The following is a 23403-nucleotide window of genomic DNA, read 5'->3' on the forward strand; positions in this document are numbered from 1 at the left end:
ACAGCAAGGTTATGTAGGTTTCGATTGATGTTCAACATATTCCTTTAATTGCTCAATAGTTACACCTCCGCAGCTAGCAACAAAATAAGAACCATTCCACAGTACAGGTTTCCTGTAAAACCTAGCTAAGTAATCAGCAAAGTCTCTCCGGATCAACCTACTAGAAACAGTTTTGAGATTGGCTATAAATTTGCTCAGTTGAACTTTTGGGTTAAATGTGATTAACAAATGTACATGGTCAACTTCACCATTAAACTCTACTAACTCACATTCCCACTTTTGGCAGGTTTCATCAAATATTTTATGTAACTGCGGGAGTATTTCAGAGGTAATTACCTTTTTTCGGTACTTGGTGACAAATACTATATGAACAGTAAGAGAATAAACAGACCTAAAACCTTTGTTATAGTTGCTTGACATAATATAGCAGTAAATGTACAATCAAAATATGATAATTACTTATTGCTATAAAATCAAGCCCACTTCTGAACAGTCAGTCAAAATTGATTATTGGCTAGAGTTGCTCAGGAGGCATTGGAATTACGCTAATGGTCAAAGACTAGACTGGTTAAATAGAACTAGGTGTCAATTAGACCGATGCTCAATAGTGTCATGTCCTATCGGCGAGATTTCTGGCAAGCCTGATTATTATTTTCAACAATCAGCACTTAAACAAACAAAAATTCTCTTTCCAGAATACAAAGAAATCTCCATACGAAGTTCAACAAATTAACTTACAAAGGTTGGATAAAGCCTGGAAACGTTGGTTAGTTCCAGATAAAACAGGCAAGAGATTTGGTAGACCAAGATTTAAGAAGGCTGGCAAATTAAGATCATTCTGTTTTAGTAGAGTTAATCATCCTAAAGCAGCAGTTAAATTTAATGGTAAGCAAATTATTATTAGCAGGTTTGGCGCTATTCCAGTAATAGTTCATAGACATATTCCAGATGGGTTTACGATCAAAACTGCAACTATAACCAAAAAAGCTGATGGTTATTATGTAAGTTTTAGTTTAGAAGACAAGTCAGTTCCTAGTCTAATTCCTACAGACAATATCAAAACTACTGTAGGTATTGATGTAGGATTAAAAGAGTTTTTAACTACTAATACTGGCGAGACTGTTCCTGTTCCTAAATTTTATAGACAATCTCAATCTAATTTAGCCAGAAAGCAAGGTCAAGCAGATAGGAAAAAAATTGGTTCTAATAACTGGAAAAAGGCTCAAAACAAAATAGCTAAATTACATCAACATATTGCTAGGCAAAGAGAAGATTTTCATTACAAAACTGCTCATAGATTAGTTAAAGAGTATGATTTAATTGCAGTTGAAAACCTTAACATCAAAGGTTTAGCCAGAAATAGCAAATTATCAAAATCAATTTATGATGTAGCCTGGGGTACTTTTATTGAAAAGTTGAATGCAGTAGCGGTTAAACGCGGTGTTCATGTAGGTAGGGGCGAATGGCCATTCGCCCGTACATCCTCACAATACATCACAAAATTGTTCAAATTGTGGTCATAAAGTACCTAAAACTTTATCGGTTAGAACTCATTCTTGTCCTAAATGTGGAATAGTTTTAGATAGAGATGAGAATGCAGCAATTAACATTTTAAATAAAGCATTAAGCGAGGTGGGTATCATCTGGCCTGCTTGTGGAGGCTTAGACGTTGGTCAGCCTGAGAAGCAAGAAACTTTTGAAACTTGGGTTCAATTATCTCTGTTTTAGAAGCTCCCGTTATAATCTTTGATTTAACGGGAGAGACTTCACAACTAACAAATCTTCTTTAAAAGATGAGGTACGACCACACCAAGAACCATAAGATTTTTCTAGAACACTAAACCCTCGTTCATTGATCCACTGTAATAGTAGATTTTCTCTAAAACCAATTCCTTTCTCTGGCAAATTAATATCTTTAGTAAAACCATCTTCTGTTTCATAAATAAGCTGTTGAGAACTTTTGCCTTTAGCTATCAACTGTTCTGATTCTGAGTTGATTAAAAAGCAGATTAATAAGCACCTCCCTCCAGGTTTCAAAACTCGATATATTTCATCAAGATAGTGGATAACTTCCAGACTTTGTAAATGAGTTAATAAATGAGGAATACAGACACAGTTAAAACTTTCATCAGGATAAGGAAAAGTGAAGTTAATTGCTGATATTGTGCCAGTGGGGTTATACAGAGGATGATGAATATTATGCCAGTTAAAATTAAAGTTAGGTTTGCGTATTGTAATTTCTTTTTGTAGCCAATAAATCGAATTTTTTACCATATCAAAACCTTCGTAACGACCAGAAGGATGTAAATAATGAACTAAGGCATAAGCAACAGTACCAATATTACAACCAACATCCAGAATATGGTCTGTGGGTTGTACACCTAATCTCTGAATTAAATCTCCTAGTAACTTGAAGGAAGTACGAATAAATTGACCGCTTCCATCAACCTCAGTTATTTTTATATCTTTCTCTTCAGGCAGTAGTAAAAGTGGTACTAATGCCTTTAATAAAATTATCCCCTCACCACGTTTAAATTGAGGAGTTAAAGCAATTAATGAATGCTTTAATTGGTTAATTTGTTGTTGATTTAAAAGTATTTTGAGACGGAATCTAGCATGACTTGCGCTATCTAAACTAGGATGATTTTTTTCTACATCTGGACTGGGTATATTGAGAGTTTGTTCAAAAAAACTAAACACTTGATTACCAATAAAAACTTTAAATCCTTCCACCATACCAGCATCAAGGGAAGCAACCCAACCAGATAAGTACAACACTTGATTTTGAATAACTGCTCTGTCTATAGAACCCCAAGTAAGTAGAGGATTAATTTTTGTTGTTTTCTGGGAAATTTGTTGTTTTCCAAATGATAAATTTTCGAGATTTTCTTGAGTGTAGTATTGTATTTTTGATGTTTTTCTCCGGTTCTCCCGCAAACTTAGCGCTTCTCGATAAAGTTCTATATCTTCCTGATTTATCGCCGATATTTTATTGACTATTTTTTGATTAGATAAGACTTCTTCTAATAATGACTTATATTCTGGATAGGGATTAGTATTTTGGGTTTCAAGTTTATAGTCTGGCCAGTTTAGTATTAATTTTAGTTCATGTAAATCTTCAGGAAAAAATTCTTGAATTCCGACAAAGTCAAATTCTGTTAATTTTTGCTCTTGAACAAATTTTGATTTAATTACATTCTGCATCTCTGGTTTTTCGGCGAATTCTATAAATGTCAAATTAGACTCTTTGACTGGTGATAAATTTTGTTCATCACTTTCTACTAAAATTTGCCAAGTCTTCCAAAAAAAGTAAAGAGAAATCAACCGTTTTATCGGGTCTCTTAGCCAAATAATTTTTCTAAACTCTGGAAATTTATAATCATATTTATTACTAGAGAAATGACCATGAATTACTTTGATTACTGGGTTGGGATTGGTTAACATTTTATTGCGTAAACCACCCTTGTGAGGATAGTCGAAGAAAATCTCTTCTGGATAATATATTTGCTTCAAAACTTGTTTAAATGTTGTACCAGCAGTTTTTGGTACATGAATTGAAATAACTTTTGCCTTTACTTCTTCTAATTGATTGATTTGGCTCATTTTTGTGTTGAATATTGAAGACTAATTTTTGCTTTCCCTGGTTAATTATATGTAAGTATTTCCTGTAGAATGCTGCGCAAACAGCCATTAGTATTCAGCAAACAGATGCATGAACGCATAGGACTTACTAAAGTTAGCTTGTGATCTTTTTTTTCTCTGGGGAATGCTGCATAAACATAATTTTGAATACTCCTTCTAAGATAATTAAGTTAATAACTGAAGTCTGTACTTCCTATCTTATGAAGCTAGCTGATAACCTAGTTTCTCCCATAGGAGGCTAACTGACTACTTGAATGCTGAATACTTACGATTATATGAGTATATTTTTAGCAGAATAGAACTCTACTTTCCTAATTCTCTTTGAATCTTTTGTAATCTAAGGTTGTATTGTTTTAAGACTGTTTGATAGTTATTCAATTTTGATTGAACTTCAGTTTTTTTTTGCAGAATTAGCAAATCTTGATGAGTAAAAGATTTACGCCCACACCATGAACCATAATATTTCCCTACAACAGTTAAACCACTTTCTTTTATCCAATCAATTATTAGGGATTCTTGAAAGCCTATTGTTTTTTCTGGCAGTTCTGGATCTAAACAAAAACAACCTTCTATTTCATAGACTAAATGCTGAGAACTCTTGCCATCAGCAATCAATTGTTGAGATTCATAATTAATTAAAAAGCAGGCAAATAAACACTTTCCTCCTACTTTTAAAATTCGCTGAATTTGCTGGAGATAATGACCAACATCAAAGCTAGATAAATGATGAAAAAGATTGCTAATACAAACCACATCAAAACTTGCTTCTGCATATGGAAAGACAAATTTTTCCACAGGCAAAGTTCCCTTTGAGTTATAAATAGGATGATAAATATCCTGGTATTGAAAATTAAAGTTAGACTTTCTAGAAGTAATTTCTTGATTTGCCCAATCAATTACTTTTTCTGAAAAGTCAATACCTTCATAACGTGCTTTAGGTGTTAAATAATAAGCCAAACTATGAGCAATTTCACCCATTCCACAGCCAATATCAAGAATACTATCTGTTGGTTTGAAACCTATTCTTTGAATTAAATATCCTAACCATTTAAAAGCATTAGACTGAAAGTCAACAGAACTATTTCTATCAATCTGACTAATGTATTCTTCAGAAGGAATCTTTCCAGAAGGATTAAAGACATTGATCAAAACAGACCCCTCAAAATTTCCCAACATAGGGATTAAAATAATTAGGATATCTTGATAGCTTTCTCTATGAATTTTATTGAGAGGTATTTCTAGACAAAATCTTGCCTTTTCTGCCCCTTTTAATCTAGGGCGTGCTTTTTTTATTCTCGGGCTTTTTATTCCTAGAGTTTGTTTAAAGTCTTTATACTCTTGACCTCCAATCCAAACCTTAAAACCACTAACAGGAATTAGATTTAGAGAAACTATCCATCCAGTTAGTCTTAATTGTTCATCGTTGATTACTACTTTACCTAAATTACCAATTGTTAGTAATGAGTTTGATTCTTTTAAGGCAGATTCTACCTGTTCTTTCTCCAAGGAAAATGCTGCTAGTGATTTTCTCAGTAGAGGAATATATCTGTGAATAGTCAAATCTTCTACATCATTACGGTCGTGATAGTTTATTTCTGCTATTTTTCTATTTTTATTAACAGTCGCCCTACCTCTTTTTATTTTATTTAAACTTTCTTCCATAGACCGAGTGAAGTAGTGATTAATTCTCAATTTATTCACTGAATGTTGAGGAGAAACTTTTGCCGATAATTTTTCATAGTTTTCGCTAACTGCTACTCCATCATTAACATAGACAAAATGATGAGGAGTAGTACATTCAAGAGTAAACTCACTACGAACAATACATTTGAAATTTAGATTGGCTTTAAAATCCTCTTTACCTCGTTTAGTAAAATTTTCTATTTGTAATCCTTCCGGTTTTTTCTCATATCCTGATGTGCCAAAAATCAACCAATTAACCCCTATAGCTGGAACATCTGGGAATTCTTCTAATATTTCTCTTAAATCATTTTTTTCTGTAGGGAATAAAAATTCATCTAAGTCTATAAATGCTATCCATTTCGATTCATTTTTATACTTTTGTAGGAAATGATTATATGCCTTCATTTGTTGACCATTTTGCACAGGCCAATTTGTCAGAACTACTTCATGATTTTCTCTATACGGACGAACAATATCAAGAGTACGATCGGCACTATTGTTGTTGTATAAATAAAATCTTTCCACACCAACTAACTTATGAAATTCTAGCCATTCTCTCAAATAAGGTCCTTCATTTTTCATAATTGCACACACACTTAAAGTGGCTTTTTTTCTTACCTGATTCAAAGAAATCTCTCCTCAGTTACAAACTACTTCTAGAGCGACATTAATTTTTTTTTGCTGTGCAGAATATCGAATATAAAAATATTTATCATCGCTTCATTCCGAAGGGGATAGGGAAATGGGGAAGTTTTCTCCAATTTTTTTCTTGAGTACATCTTTAAGCATAGGTGAACGCAGTTCCTCCGGAGGAGGCTAACTGAAATGACCCTAATACCCAAACCTTACCGAATAATTAATAATTAAATAATTCGCGCCTTGAAGCCTCCCCTTTCAAGGGGAAAATAAAGAAATAATATTTCCTTACATTCAATTCCGTAACGGTTAAAACCTGAGGTAATTATCCATTATCAATTAATGAACCCCTAACCCCTAGTAGTCCACCATAGAAATTATGACAGGTAATTAGATTCTAATATCTAAGTATTTTCAGAAAGCTAACTTCTCAAAATCATAGTGGTGGGCTACGAGTTCAAAGCCAGGCAGGATCATAAATAGCATCTGAAGATCCATTAATCTCAGTGGCATAAAATTCATCAATAAATTTTTCTCCCTCTTTCTGATACTGCTTGTAACGTTCTTGCCAAAAGCCACCATGTTTTTGTGATATATCTTGGCTTACTTCGTAAGCTTTTCCTCCATTCACAATTTTTTGTTTTATCTGTTCTCTAGAACGATATCTGTATTGTCTGAGAATGAGTCCATGATTTTTTCCAAGTGCTGTGACAGGTAACTTCTTTCCCTCAAACTTTACATGATGATGTCCCTGAGCTATTTCCATACCTAATTGCCAACGAACTATAACCTTACTGTAACCCTGACTGCGAAAAAGAGAAGTATCTTCCTTCTTTCTGTGAGTCATTCTTTTGAGAGGATTAGGTTCAGACGAATCGTAGAATGAGCGTGGCAAATAATTTCTGTGCTGGAGACCTAGACAAAAGTGTTTTGGCCCCAATTGACTGAGAATATTTCGTAGAGGTTTGTCCAATGAAGCAATCACTTCATCAGCGTCAAATGGAAATATCCATTTTGCTCCCCACATTCTGTGAGCAAACTCAGCAGCAGCAGACATTTTTCTAAACTTATGAAATAAAGGGTCTCTATCTTCAATTAGATAAACCATTGCTTCTGGATAATCATCAGCAAAACGTCTAATTTCATCTGTCGTTTTATCTGAGGATAAATGATCTAAGACTACGAATTTTGTGATGCCTTGTTGATAATTTCCAGCTAAAGTGTAGTAGATAATATCTTCTTCATCTTTCACCATTGAAACACCAGCAATAATTACACTTTCTTCCGATTTATGAGATATTTGCTTTTGATTTTTTAGTGATTGGTTTGGCTCTATATTTGTGATTTTTTGCAGTGTTTTTTGCCACCAATAAGTATGACGATTTTTGCTAACAGTTTTTGTGAATTGCCAATCTCTTAACAAATCTTGAGCTTGTTTATATTTTTCTCTTTGTGCATCATCCAACATCAATATTCCACCTGGTTTTAAAAGTTTAATTGATGCTTCAAAGCATTTCATTCGATCGCGACCATCTACAAGAATTAAATCGAAAGATTCTTCAGGAATTTTTTCACATATTTTATGATATGGTCTTGCTAATAGTTTAATATCTACTGGATGACAATTTTTCTGTTTCTGAATCTGATTTTTTACTTGCTGAAACCACCTACCGTCATGCTCAATAGAAGTCAGATTTTTAGTTAACTTAGATAGCCATATAGTAGAACCTCCACTACCAAATTCCAATACTTTAGCATGAGGCTTTTGCTTCAAGAAATTTTCTAAAAATTTGATAGCTTCTTCTGTCAATAAAGGTGTAGATTTAATGTTTAGTGATTTAGTATTATTAGTCCGGATACAACCTATTGGCATTCGAGTTTTATCAGCAAATACTGCTTGTATTAGCCAATTAAATTTGGGTCGTAATTTATTGACTTGGAAGTCTATACTAAAACCAATTTCTTCTACTTGGGGTGCTTCTGGATAACGTTTAGCTATATCAGGGTATAGCTGATTAACAGATACTTTTTTCAGTATGCTACTTAATTCTACTATTTCTATAGCAACTACAGGACTGTTTTTTCCTAATACCCATCCAGAAATATTAATGGTATCTTGATTGTTAGTTTTTTCCTGAATTTCTGTAATTTCATATCCCCAAAATAATTCATCATATATTGGGTGAGAGTCTGCATCATAATTTTCAACAACTATTGTTGATGTTGTTGATGATTGAACAAAAGAGTTAATTACATTCTCTTCAACTTCCTGAAAAGTTTGCCTTGATTTGGAAATTGATTTTGAATCCATTTTTGACTTAATTTGCTCTAACTCAGACTGATAGTTATGTAATTTTTCTTTGACTTGAGACAGGGATATATGTTGTTTTTGTTCTTTGTTACCATTCATTTCCCAATTAAATTTTCTACCTAAATATTCTTCTAATTTTTGATTATAAGGTTGAAAGTATTCAGCAAGATTTGAGCGGATTTTTGGATTTATTGGCTGATAATAAATTTCATTATATTTCTTTTTATTAGTTACTTGATAATTGGGCAAACCCAAAAATTCAAAAACTTCTTTTAGTGTGACATCTGGACGAGCATAAAAATCTTCACTTTTCAGAATTAAGAACTGTTCTCTGGGAAAAATACTCATCCATTTTTCTAATTGTTCAATGTAAATTCCTCTTTCTAAATAACTATAGTTTCTATGAAATAAACTTCTGTAATTTTCATCAGAGATGAGTTTTTCTTTTTCTATATTCAATCTTTCTGACTCTTTTTCAATTGCTTTTATGAAAGGTAAAGGTTCTCGTTTTTTACTAATTCCTCGATTATGATGATAATGAGATACTGCTCTATCTATAGGATTTCTTAAAAGCACAATTAATTTAACATCTGGTAATAAATTAAACATCCTCTGGGGAGTATGTGGATCGACCAGATAATCTGGTGTAGCTTCCCCAGTTATGAGATTTTTTCCATTAGGAATTGTGGGAAACTGAGATAAATACCAATCTACTCCTTCTACAGTTTTTCTGTTTCCCGGTTTAGAACGCCAGTTAAAAAAATGCAATTCTTTCATTGATGCTGGCAAAATTTGTGGATGCTCAATCACATAGTTATACAAGGAAGTTGTACCACACTTTTGAGCGCCTATGATGATAAAACTAGGTAAAGTCATCTTGATATTATGAAACCTCTCTATATTTTTAGATATGATCTTTAATTGAATTGAAAAATTTATATTTGATATACAGTGTCATAAAAAGTTGATAATATTTCTGGAATTGATACTCAAAATTAGATCGAGTTTACTTTTTATTTAATTAGGGATTGCTGATTAAATCTTAAAGCATTTACAGATAAAGTTCATTAATGGATAATGGATAATTACCTCTGGTTAAAACCGTTACGGAATTGAACATAAGGAAATATTATTTCTTTATTTTCCCCTTGAAAGGGGAGACGGAATTAGCTGAATTATTTAATTAATAATGATTAATGATTAATTATTCGGTAAGTGCTTTTTAGGTCTGTAATACCTTGGTTTTCAGCTGTTGATGCTCATGCATGGAGCGCATTTCTGGCGGATAGTTGGGCAAAACAAATTATTCCCCTACTCCCCTACTCCCCCGCTCCCCTACTCCTTAAAAAAGACTTTTTCAGCAAACCCTAATTACTAAGGTGGCTGACACTAGAACTACGTCCTAAGAATCATTTATTTATTATAGAAGACCCTCAAAATTAAATATGAGCTAGCCCAAAATAATCAAATACAGCTACCTATAGTATCTTAAATTTGCCACCTAATGTTCTACCTAGTTAGTAATTTCAAATCAAGACAAGTATGATTAACTCGTTGCTAATAACTCCGAAAACTACAGCCCAATACTTTCTCAACAACCTCACCATGCTCTAACGCAAAAAAGACAGACGAAGCGATCGCCCTCTACCAAAAGGCCATTGAATCTCACCCCAACTTGGCCTTATATTACGAAAATCTAGGGGATGTTCTAGCTCACGTAGGGAAATGGAAAGAAGCAGCGACATTATATCAAAAGGCCATAGAAATTAAATCAACTTCTGCATTGTCTGATCATAATTTGGGAAAGTCCTAGTTAATCAAGGTAATTTGGAACAAGCGATCGCTTTTTATTCCCATTACCCACCTCACAAGTTTTATTGTATGTTGATGAAAAATTTCTCCTTATATAGCTATGTCAGGAATGTCTGATGAAGAAAAATTTAAGTTTATGCTAAAAAATAATTTTTTATCCTTAAGAATAACAGATACTTTCATTAAACAAAGTATCGGTAGTAGAATTTATCAAGCTGCATATAATCTATGTTATCAAGAGTTTATAGAAGAAGTGAAAAAAGCCAAATAAAATAATGATTTACTAATTTGGATAAATGTGAGAATTCATAATAAGGTTTGGATAGATCAGGATAAAAATTATGCCAAAATCATTGATAAATTGAGCAATTAATTTTCTCATTTAAGTATAGGAATTGTTTTTGATGGAACTCCAGATGCTAGTGATTGTGTAAAAAGTATAATAGAAAAAACTAAATCAAAGGTAAATTTTTATAATACTAATTTAAAAATTAAACTATATGAAAGTATAGTTTGGGCTAATTATATTGATGCTTATATTGCAGTGGTAGGTTCTGGGTTAGTAATAACATCTTGGTTAAATGATAAACCAGGTGTCGCTCATGCTGACCGCGCTCATTTAGGACAAAAATGTTTTTGGTCGGAAGTGAAAGAATCTGGTATTGAGCCAACGTTTTTAAATCACCAAGAAGTTAAACAATTACAGCAAGGAGTCTATAAAAATTATCAAATTGATTGGCAAATTATATATCAAAAAATATTGAGAATTATCAAAAATATTGAACAGGAAAAACAAATGACTGAAGACAAAACCGGAGAAAGAGTTACTTTATAATAATCGCAGCTGATCAGGTCATTTATTAGTTGCAAACAGAGAATGAAACGGAGAAAAAGAATATGTGTTCGCAGTTGAATCAACAAACCACAGCAGTTGAACACCAGCAACAAGCAGAAACATATTTGGCCCAAGGAAAATTAGATTTAGCCCAGGCAGCTTGTCAAAAAGCCTTAGTCCAATTACCAGACTTTGCCCCTGCATACAAAACACTAGGAAATATTAGTCTGGCTATGGGTCAAAAAGAAGAAGCTATGAGTTGGTACACAAAAGCTCTTACTGCTCAACCTGACTGGGCAGAAGTCTATGCCAATATGGGCAGTCTATATGCCATGCAAAAGCAGTGGCACTTAGCCATCGCCTCTTATCAAAAAGCTATCACTCTCGAGCCAAACATTGCTGGATTTTACCGAAACTTGGCAAAAGTTTGGCAGGTGGTAGGTCAGCCACAGTTAGCTGCTGAGTGTTCTTATCAGGTATTAACTTTAGAGCCAGAGTCGGTAACAGCATTAGAATGTTTAAGTCTGGGTAAAGCTCTTTTTGACCATCAGAAGTTAACTGAAGCGATCGTTTGTTATGGCCGAGCAATTGAGTTAAATCCTCATTTATTTAGAGCTTATCATTTATTAGGAGATGCTTTGGCAAGTCAGGGTAGTTTGGATGAAGCAATTAGTTATTATCAAAAAGCTGTAAAGCTCCAACCAAATACATGGATAGCTTACCAAAAACTAGGGAAAACTTTACTAGAAAAAGGTGATTTTTCTGCAGCAATTATTGCTTTTGAGCAGGCAATAGAAATCAATCCTAATTCTCTATGGTCTTACCAAAAATTAGGTGTGACTTGGATGAAACTAAAGAATTGGGATGCAGTAATTAATGCTTACCGTCAGGCGATATAATTTAATTCTCAAAATGGTTTTTTTTACAACAATTTGGGATTAGCTTTATCTGAAAAAAAGCAATGGTCAGAAGCAGTTGATGCCTACAAAAGTGCCATTGAATTGCAGCCAAATAATTCTGGATTTTATGATAATTTAGCTAAAGTTTTATCAAAACAAGGTAAGAAAGAAGAAGCGATCGCCTGCTACTCAAAGGTAATTGAATTGAATCCAACTCATGGTGATGCTTATTATTCATGGGGAAAAATCTTGCCAGAAATAGAGAGGTTTAGTGAAGCTTTAGATATTTACCAAAAAGGGCTAGAAAATTTACCTACAGAATCTCAATTTTTCGCCAAACTTGAGTCTCTATTGTCACAGCAAAAGCAAAGTCTAATAGAAGACTATCGTCGTTGTGGAAAAAACCACAAAAAAACTGGAAATTTAACACAAGCAATTGAGACTTATCAGAAAGTTACTGAACTTCAGCCTCAAAGTTCAGACTATTATGAACTAGGGATGTTGTGGATGGAAAAACAGGATTGGGAGGCGACACTTTTGTGCTATGAAAAAATTTTATATCTAGAGAAAAAGTCTGGCAAATATAGTCAAATATCCACAGATAAACTGTTAGGAGTGTATTTAGTAAAACAGGGAAAAATTCAACAGATTATTGATTGTTATCATCGAGTTTTTCAGAAAGATTTACAGAATTTATGGTGGTATTATTGGTTAAGTATTAGTTTGTCAGAATCAGGGTTAATTCCAGAAGCAGTTAGTTTATTTAAGGAATGGCCTAAGCCACAATATTCCTCATTACCAAAGCCAAAAATAGCTCGTAATTATTCAGATTCAATCTACGATCGAATTTGGAATTGGTTTAATCAAAAAAATACCAAAGAATTCGATTTAGAGCTAGAAAATATAAATTCTGATAATTTGGAAACAGAAGCAAATCAAATTCAAAATTATTTTGCTAAAAATGAATTCCTAATATTGGATATAAACAAACTCACAGAATCAGAGCAAGAGCATCTTCAACTATTAGGAATATCTTTAGAGTATCTGCAAATTATTGCTCTAGAAAATAATCAGCTAGAAAATATTTATATCAATTATTTTAATCAAGAATTACCAGCTCATCCTCTCAAAAGAACACAACATTATCCCCATCGTAAACTAGCTACTCCCGATCGCCGTTTGAATAATGGAGTAGAGTTTAGCCAGACCATAGCAGAATTTCAATATATGTATGCTATAGATCCAATCGCTGGGAATCTAATTAGAACTAATGAATCTTTTTATCTTCAAGACCTCACAATTATTTATCGTTTCGTAGGTGTGGAAGTATTCTACATATTAACAGGTAGTTTTGGCGGCTGGAAATTATCTTTGTATATTCCTAAATTTGAGATAGTGCTAATATTATCAGACAAAGATCCTTATATTACTAAAAAAACTCAAAGTAATTATAATAGCTTGAAGGCTTATTTCGTTACTTATTTTAGCGAAGTTCAAGAATATATTCATTCCCAGCAGCCAAGATTGTTAACATCAATTGTTGGCTTTCGACGAAATTTAGGACACTTTTTTTGGCAATAACTTAATGGCATATATTACTTGTACAAAAATCTTTTGTTACACCGAATAGATTGTTTGGCAGTAGGAAATTATCAACACCTAGAAGTTACAAAATTGTTTCCCGAACTCAAAAATAAAAAACAGTTAATTCTGGGAGATTGCTCAGATATCAAAAAGTTTCAGTTATTGTTAAAAAATAACTGCTTATGTTTGAAGGTGGCAGAACATTTCATCACTCAAGAATATGTTTCTAGAATATATAATGTTGCTTGGTATAAATGCAGTGAAAATTTCAGAAAAGCATTACCAAATCAAGAAAATAATCTAGAGTTTTTCCCTCTGTTATGGGTTAACCTTCGGACGCACAATAAAAGTTGGAAATCACAAGGACAAGGATATGCAAATATCATTAACAAATTAAGTGAAGATTTTCCCAATATCGGGATAGTTTTTGATGGCTGGATTGATTGTAATAAAGTAGTAGAAAGTATTGTTAAACTACTAAAACCGCAGGTCAAAATATATAATACCCTGGGTTGTCCTTTACATGAAAGTATAGTTTGGGCGCACCAAATTGATGCTTATATCTGTGTAGTGGGTTCGGGATTAGTTATTACATCATGGTTAAGTGATAAACCAGGCGTAGCTCATGGCGATCGTGGTCATCTTAATCAACAAAAATTTTGGTCGCGTGTGAAAGAAAATTCGATCGCTCCCTTATTTTTGAAACGCAAAGAAATTAAACCATTACAGAATAGAGCTTATGGAAATTATCAAGTTGATTGGCAAATTATATATCAAAAAATATTTCAGATTATCAAAAAAGTTGAAAAGGAAAAACTAATGGCTAAAGACAAAAACTAAAAATAAGTAGAAGATATTATAGTCCTTGCTAGCAAACTTTGATTGAAGAAGGAAGGAAGAAAAAGTGGATGGGGACTCAAAACCCAAGGGGTCTTGATCAAGAGCATTATATTCATAATCTAATGCAAGATTTTGAACAAGAGATTCCCAGTTATCTCCACAATGAAAAAATAGCAAAATTATGATCTGAGGTTAAACTGATAACCGGAAAAAATGAAATATTAGATAACCTCAGAAAATGCTACGATACTCTCATTAAAAATTAAATTTTTCCAGAAAAAGAAGGTGATTTACTAAACGCTTGGCTCAAAAATATTAATTTATTAATCAAAAATAAATAGCCTCTAAATCAAACAGTTCTTAACATTAGCAGAAAAAATCAATGAAACCCTTGTCTCCCATAACTCCACAAACTGCAGTCCAATACTTTCAACAAGGCAACCAAGCTGTAGAAGCAGGCCAATTAGAAAAAGCTTTGACTCTCTACCACAAAGCCATCGAAATTAACCCCAACTTTGCTTTCTATCACCAAACTTTAGGAGATACTTTAGCCAAGATAGGTAAATGGAAAGAAGCAACTATTGCCTACCAAAAGGCGATCAAACTTAAACCTAACTCCGCCTGGTCTTACCATAGCTTGGGAAATGTCCAACAACAACAAGGTCAGTTAGATGAAGCGATCGCCTCTTATTCCCAGGCCATAAAAATTAATCCTAATTTTTCAGAATTTTACATTGGTTTAGGAACAGCTTTAGTGGAGAAAGGGTTACTTTATGAGGCTATTTCCCATTTCCAGAAAGCTATATCTCTAGAACCAGACTCTAGTATTGCTCACCAAAACTTAGGAGTGGCTTTAGAAAAACAAGGTCAGATTGAGGAAGGGATAATCTGTTATCGAAAAGCTATTGAAATTGACCCTGGTTTCTGGGAAGGATATCAAAAGTTAGGAACAGCTCTGACAAAATTAGGAGACCTCCATCAAGCTGCCGAAATTTATTTAAAGGCTTGCCAAATAATTCCTAATTTTGCTACAGTTTATCATTATTGTGGAGAAACCTTGGCAAAATTGCATCGGTGGGATGAAGCTATTGTTGCTTATCGCCGAGCTATTGATTTGTTGGGCAGTCACAGAGACACTACTCCTACAGCAGCTATTTACCACCAATTTGGATATGCTCTGACCCAAAAGCAACAATGGGATGAAGCTGTTTCAGCATATCGTCAAGCAACGGAACTTCAACCAAACTCCCCAGAAGTTTATCACCATCTTGGTTATGCTCTGGCTCAACAGCAAAAATGGGATGAAGCGACAATAGCTTACCGCAAAGTTACAGAACTCCAGCCCAACTCTCCAGAAGTTCATCATTACTTAGGGTATGCTCTCTCTCAACAGCAAAAATGGGAGGAAGCTGTAGTAGCTTATCGCAAAGCTTCAGAACTTCAACCTAATTCTCCCGATATTCATCATCAGTTAGGCGAGGCTTTGATTCAACTAAAGCAAAATGATTGGGCAGTAGTAGTTCTCCGCCAAGCTGTGGAACTTAATCCTAATTTGGCTGAAGCTTACGGAGACTTGGGCAAAGCTCTGAGTAATATTAAACAGTGGGATGAGGCGATCGCTTCTTTTGAAAAGGCCATTAAACTTAATCCTAATTTGGCTGAGGTGTATGGTTATTTAGGGGAAGTTTATGCTGCACAAAAACAGTGGGATGAGGCTATTGTTAATTATCGTCGCGCCCTGGAATTTAACCCCAAGTTGCCGGAAGTTCATCATAGTCTGGCTTTAGCTTTGGTGCAGCAACAAAAATTTGATGATGCTATTGTCAGTTATCGTCAAGCTATTGAATTAGGTATTAATACGGCGGAAGTTCATCATCAGTTAGGTCATACTTTGAGTAGACTTAAACGGTGGGATGAGGCGGTGGTCTGTTATGGTCGGGCAGCAGAAATTAATCCAAATTCGGCAGCGGTTTATCATGTTTTGGGAGAGAGTTTAGTCCAACTAGAAAAATGGGATGAAGCGATCGCTGCTTATAGGAAAGCTAGTCAACTTAACCCTAAATCTGCTGACGTAAAGTACCATATTGGGGAAGTTATGTCAATATTGGGGAGATGGGATGAGGCGGTAGTTGCTTATGAGAAAGCTGTGGAATTAAGACCTAATTCGGCAAAATTTCATTTTCAGTTAGGTGAGGCTAAGACGAAAAAAAATCCATTAAGTGAAGCGATTATTTGTTATCGTCGTGCTTTGGAAATAGACCCTCATTTTTCTAAGGCGAAGACAAAGTTGGAGGAAGTTTCTTCGGTACAAAATATTATCGAAACAGGGGAGTTTGGTAGTCTGAGTTTGTTAGGAGAAACTGAGTTTGAAGGTTGTCTTGATTATGCGACTATCGATTATGTTTCTGGTTGGGCGAGACATAAAAAAGACCCTGACAAAGTTGTATTTCTTGATATTTTTGTGGGTAATAATTTAATCGGAACTTTAGTAGCGAATAAATATCGTCAAGATTTAGCGGAGGCTTTTGATACTCACGGATATCATGCTTTTGCTCAGAAAATTCCTCCTTCTTTACATAGTAATGGGTTAGTTGAAGTTAGTGTCAAGATAACGGAAACAGGTCAACAACTTAAAAATTCTCCTAAATCATTAGTGGTCGGACCGAAGGGGAAAAAGCATGAAGTTAATCTGAGTTTTGGTCAGGGAGAAATTAATAAACTTATCTATCTTAAGAAGTCAGGAGTCAGTCCTCAGGAGTCAGGAGTGAAGAAAGAAGGAGTCAGGAGTCAGTCCTCAGGAGTCAGGAGTGAAGAAAGAAGGAGTCAAAATTCAAAATTCAAAAATGGAGAAGGAGTCGGGAGTGAAGAATTTAAAAGTCAAAATTCAAAATTCAAAAGTGAAGAAGAAGTCGGGAGTGAAGAGTTAGAAGAAGTCAGAAGTAAAGAAGTCAAAAATGGAGAAGGAGTCGGGAGTGAAGAATTCAAAAGTCAAAATTCAAAATTCAAAAGTGAAAAAGGAGTCGGGAGTGAAGAATTTAAAAGTCAAAATTCAAAATTCAAAAGTGAAGAAGAAGTCGGGAGTGAAGAGTTAGAAGAAGTCATAAGTAAAGAAGTCAAAAATGGAGAAGGAGTCGGGAGTGAAGAATTCAAAAGTCAAAAGTCAAAAGTCAACTTAGAATTCAAAAGTCAAAAGTCAAAAGTCAAAAGTGAAGAAGTAAATTCAGAATTCAAAAGTCAAAAGTCAAAATTCAAAAGTGAAGAAGGAGTCGGGAGTCAAGAGTTAGAAGAAGTTAGAAGTAAAGAAGAATTCAAAAGTCAAAAGTCAAAAGTCAAAAGTGAAGGAGTCGGGAGTGAAGAGCTAGAAGAAGTCAGAAGTAAAGAAGTCAAAAATGGAGAAGGAGTCAGGAGTCAGGAGTCAGAATTAAGAATTGAAGAAGAAGTTATAAGTCAGATACTTCCGGCAAAAGTTCGGGGGGAAAAACCCGGAGTAGCAGTAATTATTTTGAGTTTGAATGGAGCGAAACTATTAAGTGAATTATTTGCCTCCTTTGAACTTTATAACAGCTATGAAAATTTGGAATTAGTAGTAGTTGACCACGGTTCAACAGATAATAGTATTGATGTCTGTATGGAGTGGTCCGAAAAGTTACCAATTACAATTATTGCTAGGGGAGAAAATTATTCTTTTTCCAATTCAAATAATGTGGGAGTAGATGAAACAAGAGCTCCTTTACTGTTATTTATGAATAATGATATTACCCTCTGCCAAGACATAATTCCTCAAATGGTTGAGTTGATTCAACAAGATGAAAATCTAGGAATGGTAGGAGTAAAATTATTAGATATTGTTAGTGACAAGTCTTTAGCTTTTCCACCTACTCAACATTTAGGAGTGCAGATATATTTCCACAGTCAAAATGAACCGTTTTATCCTTTTGAAGTTCGGTATGCTCCCCAATTATTAAAAGTACAATCAGCTCCTTGGAAAGTACCCGTTGTAACTGGAGCATTAATGATGTGTCGGCGGGAAGATTTTCAGAAAGTGGGAGGTTTCAACGAAGATTATTTCTACGGTTATGAGGATGTAGATTTATGTTTGACTATCCGGCAAAAATTAGGGAAAGAAATTATCAGTGCCAATCATTTGACTGCTTTTCATAATCGTGGTTTTTCTCGATTTAACAAAGGCAAAGAATTTATCCAGAAAATTTTGAAAAATCGCCCGATAATAGAACAAAGATTTGCTTATTATCTCCGTAGGAAACATTTACAAGATTATTTTGAAAAAGGAATTTATTGGACTGGTCATCCCTTAACAATTGGTTTTGCTGTAACTGAGGCAAATATGGCAGCTTCAGCAGGAGATTATTTTACAGCAGTAGAATTAGGAGAACAATTAGTTAAACAATTTGGGTGGGATGTTTATTATCTTTCTGAAGGAGAAGAATGGTATGACATGACCCGCTTAGATGTAATTGTAGTCATGCGCCATGACTATGATTTAGAAAGAATAGAAAATGCTAAACCAAGTTTAGTAAAAGTTGCTTGGGCAAGAAATTGGTTTGAGATTTGGGCATCTCAAAAAGCGGCAGGAGATTATGATTGTTTTTGGTGTTCTTCTCAAAAATCTGCCGATTATATTCAGCAAAAATTATCTAAGTCTACAACAGTAGTTAGAATAGCAACTAATGATGAACGATTTAAAGAAGGAGTCAGGAGTCAGGAGTCAGGAGTCAGGAGTGAAGAAGAAGTCAGAAGTCAAAAGTCAAAAGTCAAAAGTGAAGAAGAAGTCAGAAGTGAAAGGGAAGTCAAAAGTCAAAAGTCAAAAGTTAAAAGTGAAGTAGAGAAAAATTCGGAAGTAGGAGTTTCAGAAGACTCAGGAAAAATTCCTTCTGAACTAGGCAATAAAATTCCAGAAGTAGGCAAAAGTGAACTAGAGAAAAATTCGGAAGTAGGAGTTTCAGAAGACTCAGGAAAAATTCCTTCTGAACTAGGCAATAAAATTCCAGAAGTAGGCAAAAGTGAACTAGAGAAAAATTCGGAAGTAGGAGTTTTAGAAGAGTCAGAAAAAATTCCTTCTGAACTAGGTAATAAAATTCCAGAAGCAGATAAAAGTCAAGTAGAGAATAATTCAAAAGAAGGAGTCAGGAGTCAGGAGTCAGGAGTCAGGAGTGGAGAAAAAATCAAAGGTCAAAAGTCAAAAGTTAAAAGTGAAGAAGAAGTCAATTTAGAAGTCAAAAGTCAAAAGTCAAAAGTTAAAAGTGAACTAGATAATAAAACTCCAGAAGCAGATAAAAGTGAACTAGAGAATAATTCGGAAGTAGAAATTTCAGAACAACAGGAAAAAGTCAATTCTGAACTAGAGAATAAATATCAATCTGACTATTGCTTTACTGGGAGCTTCTGGAAATATCCGCGAGATATTATGAGTTTTTTAGAGCCAGATAATTTACCTTTTCAATTTGCCTTGTATGGATATAACTGGGAAAAATTTGAAAAGTTTAAAAAATATAATCGCGGACTCTTGCCTTATACAGATATGCCCAAAGTTTATGCTTCGACAAAAATAGTAATTGATGATGCAAATTCAGTGACAAAACAATGGGGTTCCACAAATTCACGAGTTTTTGATGCCATTATTTCTGGGGCGTTAGTTGTGACAAATGGAGAATTAGGAAATCAAGAATCTTTTGATGGTGTATTGCCTACTTATAATTCCCGCGAATCTCTGGAAAATTTATTACGGGAGTACCTAACAAATGAGGAACTAAGATTAACAAAAGTGGCAGAATTACAGAAAATAGTTGAGGAAAAACACACTTACAAACATCGCGCCCAAACAGTATTTACTGCCTTACGGGAAAAAATGAGTAATAGTTTCCGTATCAGCATAAAAATTGGAGTTCCTGACTGGAAACAGGTGCAAGAATGGGGAGATTATCATTATGCTTTAGCAATGAAACGACAGTTTGAAATATTAGGTCATTCCGTCAGAATTGATATTTTGCCAGAGTGGGAAACTCCCAAAAGTTTTGGAGATGATGTGGCAATTGTGATTCGTGGTTTGAGTCGTTATCAACCAAAGTCTTATCATATTAATTTGATTTGGAATATTAGTCATCCAGATAAAGTTGAGTTGGCAGAATATGAAGAATATGACCATATATTTGTGGCATCCTATTCCTACGCTGAAGAGTTGCAAAAACAGATAAAAGTTCCGGTACAAACTTTGCTCCAATGTACTGACCAAAATTTGTTTTATCCAGACAAAGAAGGTTATGAAGAAGTAGGAGAAATATTATTTGTCGGCAACTCTCGCAAAGTTTATCGCCAGATAGTAAAAGATGCTGTAGAAGCAGGTTTAAAAATAGATGTTTATGGTACAAACTGGGAAAATTTATTGCCCAGTGGTTATTTAAAAGGAGAATATATTCCCAATGAAATTTTACGACGTTATTACAGTAAATGTGGCGTACTATTAAACGACCATTGGGATACCATGCGAAAAAAAGGATTTATTTCCAATCGCTTATTCGATGCTGCTGCTTGTGGAGCAACAATTATTTCTGACAAAATTTCAGGTTTAGAAAAAGTATTTGGAGATAAAATTTCTACTTATAACTCTCAGGAAGATTTGCCAAAAGTAGTAGAAAATTGTTTGCAGCAAAAAAGTCAGAATATTGAAGAAAAATTAGAGTTAGCAAAATATATCCGAGAGAATCATACTTTTGAGAAAAGAGTCAGAGAAATATTAGGAACTATTGAGAAGTTGAATCAGGAAAAAATGTTGGGGAAGTTCATAAAATAAGAAACAGAAATCTAGAATTTCTGCTGATTAGTGAAACAGAAATAACAACCTTAAAAAAACTCACTGATGTCTATCCATGCAAAAATATTCTTGCCCAAATAAATGCCAACTTTTAAGAATTAAGAATTTAGAATTAAGAATTTAGAATTACCTCTCCTTTAAAACGGATAGGATTGACTCAAAGGAAATTTTTTCTTTTGACTCCCTTAAAGGGGGAGGCTTTATACCACAATTTTTTGGTAATTATGCGAAAAAATTAGGCTCCAAAGCTATTTTACAAACACCTGAATCTGCCAGCTTATTTGTTATTTATAATGTTTTGATGGAATTATGTTTAGCCTATAAGTTGGCAGAAGATAAAGAAGCTGTTCCACAATTAATAATTAATAATTAATAATTAATAATTAATAATTAATAATTAATAATTACATCTCCTTGAAAAGAAGAGGATTGACTTGGTAGGGAAAATTTTTTATTGTTTATCCTTTAAAGGAGAGGTTTTAAACCTTAATTATTCGGTAAATTAGCCAAAAATATAGTCAATAAAATTAGCCAAAATTATTCTAGGTATCCTAACTTGTTTAGTGAGGAAATTCACAGAGCTTTTGTGTTAACTGCAATTATCTTGTTTAGAGATATAGCTCCCGAATTATTTACTGTAGAAGAACATCTTTGTCTAGTAGAATTTATCGAGAAAAAAACCAGAGAAACTTGGCAAGAATCTCACAGTAAACTTTGGGGTAGAAAAGAAAAACAACTTAATGCTTGGAATCATCGAATAATCGCTTTTTCCGGTTTAGCGATCGCTACTATTAGTCTGCTTAATTATCTACCCGAAGCGCAAGAATGGCTAAATGTAGCAATGAGTCGCGTGGAAGACTTTTTTATTGATGGTATAACCGAATAATTAATAATTAATAATTAATAATTATTAATTAAATAATTCAGCTTATTCTGCCGACCCTTTCAAAGGGAAAAAAAGTGCTAGGATATTTCCTTATATTCAATTCCGTAACGGTTTTAACCAGAGGTAATTATCCATTATCCATTATCCATTAATGAACGACCAAGGAATGACTAGGGAAGGTCTTTGGTATTGTGGATTTTTTTCTAAAATATTAAGAATTTTACTTCGCATTTGTCGCCAGAAAAATATTAAAGTTAATGGAGAATTTTTAGATGATAAATATAGTGATAAATTAGACCGTTTAGCTGAATGGTATTTGTATGAATCATTACCCCGTGGAAAGTGTCTAAATAACTGGAATGATTCATAGTGAAGTTCTCTCCCGTTAAATCGGAGATTATAACGGGAGCTTCTAAAACAAAGATAATTGAACCCAAGTTTCAGAAGTTTCTTGTCTCACAGGCTGACTAATGCCTAAGCCTCCACAAGCAGACAAGATGATACCCACCTCGTTTAACGCTTTATTTAATATGCTAATTGCTGCATTCTCATCTCTATCTAAAACTGTTTTACATTTAGGACAAGAATGAGTTCTAACTGACAAAGCTAATGGTACTTTTTGACCACAATTACTACAATTTTGTGATGTATTATGAGGGTGTAGGGGCGAATGGCCATTCGCCGCTACTTACATGAACACCTTAAATAATTAATAATTAATAATTAATAATTAATAATTAAAGAATCATATCAAATCCGGTAGCATCGGTGTTATCTAATCTTTAAAGATAAGAGTCTATATTGTAGGGGCGAATTGCCATTTACCCTTACCGATTGTATGACGATCAACAGAATTATACTACTCCGAAGCAAACGTATTTGATATCATTCATTATTCATTATTCATTATTCATTGTTAATTATTTACCTACATCATAAATTGATTTTGAGAATTTTGTGTTTCTAGCTAAACCTTTAATATTCAGGTCTTCTACAGCAATTAAATCATACTCTTTAACTAACTTATGAGCAGTTTTATAATTAAAATATTCTCTTTGTCTAGCAATATGTTGATGCAATCTAGCTATTTTATTCTGTGCTTTTTGCCAGTTATGAGACCCAATTTATTTTCTAGCTGCTTTACTTTGCTTTCTAGCTAAATTAGATTGTGCTTTTCTATAGAAATTCGGATCAGAAGCAACAATTGTTAGTTTTAATTGTGGTAAATATATTGAAGGTATTCACGACCAATCAGATAACAATTCTTTTACATTAATATTTGAAGGTCAACCTCTAATTATTGACTCTGGTGCTGCTAATGATATAAGGGAAAATTCTCCATCATCCTCCCTCGGTCATAACTTAGTTTTAATTGATGGTAAAGGTCAAAGATTTTCAGGAAGAGGAAATGGTGTATCAGGGAAAATAATAAAATATGATTATTCT

At 33.8% G+C, this 23403-nt stretch carries 15 protein-coding genes and 4 pseudogenes; 13 read left to right on the forward strand and 6 right to left on the reverse strand.

All coding sequences use genetic code 11. The features are described 5' to 3' along the window. Nucleotides 1–9: 9 nt before the first annotated feature. Entirely contained in the window at nucleotides 10–420 is a 411-nt protein-coding gene (tnpA, locus tag F6K23_RS18745) for an IS200/IS605 family transposase (RefSeq protein ID WP_293158620.1), read from the reverse strand. A 13-nt stretch (nucleotides 421–433) separates the two neighbouring features. Between tnpA and F6K23_RS18750 the strand changes: the two genes are divergently transcribed. From F6K23_RS18750 to F6K23_RS18760, 3 genes and pseudogenes are all read left to right on the forward strand, one after another. Further along, complete coding sequence (locus F6K23_RS18750; RefSeq protein ID WP_293158621.1) at nucleotides 434–733, forward strand: helix-turn-helix domain-containing protein; 300 nt, start codon at nucleotides 434–436, stop codon at nucleotides 731–733. Beyond that, entirely contained in the window at nucleotides 651–1523 is an 873-nt protein-coding gene (locus tag F6K23_RS18755) for a transposase (RefSeq protein WP_293158697.1), read from the forward strand. Before F6K23_RS18750 ends, F6K23_RS18755 begins: the two co-directional genes overlap by 83 nt. 13 nt (nucleotides 1524–1536) lie before the next feature. Further along, nucleotides 1537–1728 (forward strand): annotated as a pseudogene (locus tag F6K23_RS18760) (zinc ribbon domain-containing protein); the annotation flags it as partial. A 9-nt stretch (nucleotides 1729–1737) separates the two neighbouring features. Here the strand turns inward: F6K23_RS18760 and F6K23_RS18765 are convergent. The 3 genes from F6K23_RS18765 to F6K23_RS18775 form a co-directional block, all read right to left on the reverse strand. Continuing rightward, nucleotides 1738–3603, reverse strand: a complete 1866-nt coding sequence (locus F6K23_RS18765; protein ID WP_293158623.1) for a methyltransferase domain-containing protein — start codon at nucleotides 3601–3603, stop codon at nucleotides 1738–1740. A 342-nt stretch (nucleotides 3604–3945) separates the two neighbouring features. Then, a complete protein-coding gene (locus F6K23_RS18770) occupies nucleotides 3946–5919 on the reverse strand; it encodes a glycosyltransferase family 92 protein (RefSeq protein WP_293158699.1) in 1974 nt (657 codons plus the stop codon). 499 nt (nucleotides 5920–6418) lie between these two features. Then, a complete protein-coding gene (locus F6K23_RS18775) occupies nucleotides 6419–9148 on the reverse strand; it encodes a sulfotransferase domain-containing protein (protein WP_293158625.1) in 2730 nt (909 codons plus the stop codon). A gap of 742 nt (nucleotides 9149–9890) precedes the next feature. On the opposite strand from F6K23_RS18775, the pseudogene F6K23_RS41910 reads away from it, so the two are divergent. The 9 genes and pseudogenes from F6K23_RS41910 to F6K23_RS18815 form a co-directional block, all read left to right on the forward strand. Beyond that, a pseudogene (locus tag F6K23_RS41910) lies at nucleotides 9891–10085 on the forward strand (tetratricopeptide repeat protein); the annotation flags it as partial. A gap of 108 nt (nucleotides 10086–10193) precedes the next feature. Further along, the gene (locus F6K23_RS18780) at nucleotides 10194–10355 is read left to right on the forward strand and encodes a hypothetical protein (RefSeq protein WP_293158627.1); all 162 of its coding nucleotides are present in this window, start codon (nucleotides 10194–10196) and stop codon (nucleotides 10353–10355) included. A gap of 273 nt (nucleotides 10356–10628) precedes the next feature. Continuing rightward, complete coding sequence (locus F6K23_RS18785; protein ID WP_293158629.1) at nucleotides 10629–10919, forward strand: hypothetical protein; 291 nt, start codon at nucleotides 10629–10631, stop codon at nucleotides 10917–10919. A gap of 62 nt (nucleotides 10920–10981) precedes the next feature. Then, nucleotides 10982–11818, forward strand: a complete 837-nt coding sequence (locus tag F6K23_RS18790; RefSeq protein ID WP_293158631.1) for a lipopolysaccharide assembly protein LapB — start codon at nucleotides 10982–10984, stop codon at nucleotides 11816–11818. Between the two features lie 33 nt (nucleotides 11819–11851). Further along, nucleotides 11852–13399, forward strand: coding sequence for a tetratricopeptide repeat protein (locus tag F6K23_RS18795; RefSeq protein WP_293158633.1), 1548 nt, complete (start codon nucleotides 11852–11854; stop codon nucleotides 13397–13399). 33 nt (nucleotides 13400–13432) lie between these two features. Continuing rightward, nucleotides 13433–14242 carry a hypothetical protein gene (locus F6K23_RS18800; protein WP_293158635.1) on the forward strand — a complete coding sequence of 270 codons (810 nt, stop codon included), beginning with the start codon at nucleotides 13433–13435 and terminating at the stop codon, nucleotides 14240–14242. Between the two features lie 382 nt (nucleotides 14243–14624). Then, entirely contained in the window at nucleotides 14625–21050 is a 6426-nt protein-coding gene (locus F6K23_RS18805; RefSeq protein ID WP_293158637.1) for a tetratricopeptide repeat protein, read from the forward strand. A gap of 607 nt (nucleotides 21051–21657) precedes the next feature. Beyond that, nucleotides 21658–21957, forward strand: coding sequence for a hypothetical protein (locus F6K23_RS18810; RefSeq protein ID WP_293158639.1), 300 nt, complete (start codon nucleotides 21658–21660; stop codon nucleotides 21955–21957). A gap of 151 nt (nucleotides 21958–22108) precedes the next feature. Then, nucleotides 22109–22327, forward strand: coding sequence for a hypothetical protein (locus F6K23_RS18815; RefSeq protein WP_293158641.1), 219 nt, complete (start codon nucleotides 22109–22111; stop codon nucleotides 22325–22327). A gap of 42 nt (nucleotides 22328–22369) precedes the next feature. Here the strand turns inward: F6K23_RS18815 and F6K23_RS18820 are convergent. Together F6K23_RS18820 and F6K23_RS18825 are read right to left on the reverse strand one after the other, a co-directional pair. Beyond that, nucleotides 22370–22606: pseudogene (locus tag F6K23_RS18820) on the reverse strand (zinc ribbon domain-containing protein); the annotation flags it as partial. A gap of 271 nt (nucleotides 22607–22877) precedes the next feature. After that, the gene (locus F6K23_RS18825; protein WP_293158701.1) at nucleotides 22878–23081 is read right to left on the reverse strand and encodes a transposase; all 204 of its coding nucleotides are present in this window, start codon (nucleotides 23079–23081) and stop codon (nucleotides 22878–22880) included. A gap of 79 nt (nucleotides 23082–23160) precedes the next feature. On the opposite strand from F6K23_RS18825, the pseudogene F6K23_RS41915 reads away from it, so the two are divergent. Beyond that, nucleotides 23161–23361 (forward strand): annotated as a pseudogene (locus F6K23_RS41915) (heparinase II/III family protein); the annotation flags it as partial. Between the last annotated feature and the right edge of the window lie 42 nt (nucleotides 23362–23403).

Origin of the sequence: Okeania sp. SIO2C9, from assembly GCF_010672455.1 — a bacterium.
Taxonomy (GTDB): Bacteria; Cyanobacteriota; Cyanobacteriia; order Cyanobacteriales; family Microcoleaceae; genus Okeania.